The organism is Paenibacillus ihuae, assembly GCF_001368795.1.
Classification (GTDB): Bacteria; Bacillota; Bacilli; order Paenibacillales; family Paenibacillaceae; genus Paenibacillus_AQ; species Paenibacillus_AQ ihuae.
The window spans coordinates 1825205-1827319 of record NZ_LN831198.1 but is presented as its reverse complement, the minus strand read 5'-3'; the positions used below and the strand labels follow the sequence as shown (position 1 = coordinate 1827319).

Below are 2115 nucleotides of genomic sequence, written 5' to 3'. Positions count from 1 at the left end.
ACCATCTGAAGTAACGGCAAAGTCTTTCAGTCCCAGATCAACCCCGATCTTCTTTTCTGCTTTCGGCAAAGGGTTTATATCTGTTTCAACGAGAACGGAAGCAAAGTATTTGCCTGATGGTGTTTTAGAGAGGGTGCATGATTTGATTCGCCCCGTGAATGGACGATGAACCTTGATTCGGATTCTTGTCTTTAGCTTCGGAATTTTGAGCGTTCCGCCTTCAATCGCTATTGTTCCCTGTTGATTGTTTGTTGTAAAGCTGTTGTTGTTCGTTTTCTTGCTTTTGAATGTAGGAAAACCAGTGCTCTTATTCCGAAAAAAATGCTTATAGGCTTTCTCCAAGTTGAGTTGGGCATTGGCTAATGCAAGGCTGTCTGCTTCTTTTAGCCACTGGAATTCTTCCTTGTATCTGGCAGGTGTCGTACGGAGCATGTTCCCGGCCCTTTTATAATGTTCGATTTTATCAGCAAGCATCTTATTGTAGATAAAGCGGACTGCGCCGAATACACTCACTAAATAGCGCTGCTGCTCATGGTCTGGATAGATGCGATACTTATACGCTTTAAGTATGATCAAGCTACGCAACTCCTTTCCATAAATTCACAAAACTATTATAGCACAAATGTTCGTATTCAAGAGTAGTAATTTCCTCCCGGTATGAAAGACCGTAGCCATTCATCCCGCCACTTTAGAAGTGGGAGAATTCTGACAGCTGATTGTTAAAGCGGCCAGCCGCAACGGATAATCGGCAGTTCTGCAGGCGATTCCGCAGCTCATGTGACCGGCGGAGGCACCGGGATTGGCAAGGCAGTCAGCCTGGCGCTGGTCTGGCGCGGTGCAGCAGTCGCCGTGAATTATTCCCGTTCCGCAGCTGAGCAAACAGGGGGCAATCGTCAATCTCGGAAGCATTGCGGGGAATACGGGCAACGGTTCATCGCTCCCCTATGCAGTATCCAAAGCAGCCGTCCACGGCCTTACTAAATCGCTGGCCCGCGCCCTCTCCCCCGATGTCCGGGTTAACTGTGTCGCTCCGGGTGCAGTGGCAACACGGTGGTGGGCAGGCCGGGAGCAACAAATGCACAGTCTGGCACCGAACCTGCTGCTGCAGCGGATTGCGGAACCGGAGGATATCGCAAGGTTCATCTGCGCTGCGCTTACACAGGAGGCCATGACAGGGCAGATCATTACGGTGGACAGCGGACAGACGTTATAGCGGCGGCAGGACTATTTAAAGTTCCAGTAGTGGGAATTTCTCAACCTAAATTCCTCCAGACTGGGCAAAAACAGACTCCAGCGGGATTTACTCCAACTAACTCCTCTCATAAAGACCCAAATTAGCGTTTCCAGGGAAAATAGCTGGAGGAATTCCACCTAGAGTCAGATGTTAGGCGAAACCGGAAGAATTAGTTGGAGACTTTCCCACTATAATCTAAACAGCCTCATCTTTCACCGCAAAGTGAAGGATAAGGCTGCTCGTTTAAGTTAGCCTAGGGCTTAAAAATCAGCGCTCCGCTTCCCCCGCGTATGATTAAGAGGGCTCATTGCCCCAGACCAGGCTGCCAGAAAGATATGCCGGAAGATTAGCCCAGTCAGCATAACTGGTTCCTGCTGCATTATAGGAATAATCTCCGGTCTGGGTATAATTGCTCCAATCACTTTTGGAAGCACGCATCTGAATATCAAGGCTTGCGCCTGCTGCCAGGGAACCGGCGCTGCTGGTGAACCCCAGCTCCAAATAGTAGTCGGCTCCGGTCTTAGCGGCTGTAAGCTTCACAAATGATCCGGTTACATTGGCGCTACCCACCTGCGACCAGTCGCAGAAGAAGCTTTGCGGCTGATCTCCGTCAATGGTGTAGTAGTATCTGAGCTTCACATCGGCCAGGGATACCGCATTAGTGCCCGTATTCACCAGTTTAATCCGCGGACTCAAAGTATTCGCCGCAGCCGCTGTGCTGCTGTTGTACATCTGCACCTTTAGCACGCCGGGTGCTGCAGTTGTCGTATCCACGACGGCAACTGCCAGAGACTGTGCCGACCCGGCACTGAAGCTGAAGGTCAGGGTCGTTGTTCCCACCGCCTGCGCTGCCAGATATGCCTTCTTGATCGTTACCGTGC

General features: G+C 50.6%; 2 protein-coding genes and 1 pseudogene. 1 reads left to right on the top strand and 2 read right to left on the bottom strand.

Features of this window, described 5'->3' with window-relative positions:
- A partial coding sequence (locus tag AQR02_RS08135; protein ID WP_159067710.1) for an RNA-guided endonuclease InsQ/TnpB family protein occupies positions 1-576 on the bottom strand: 576 nt, incomplete at its 3' end.
- 298 nt (positions 577-874) lie between these two features.
- On the opposite strand from AQR02_RS08135, the pseudogene AQR02_RS08130 reads away from it, so the two are divergent.
- Positions 875-1213 (top strand): annotated as a pseudogene (locus AQR02_RS08130) (SDR family NAD(P)-dependent oxidoreductase); the annotation flags it as partial.
- Between the two features lie 315 nt (positions 1214-1528).
- Here AQR02_RS08130 and AQR02_RS08125 read toward each other — a convergent pair.
- Positions 1529-2115 (bottom strand): cellulose binding domain-containing protein (locus AQR02_RS08125; RefSeq protein ID WP_280818611.1); only part of this gene is annotated, 587 nt, incomplete at its 5' end.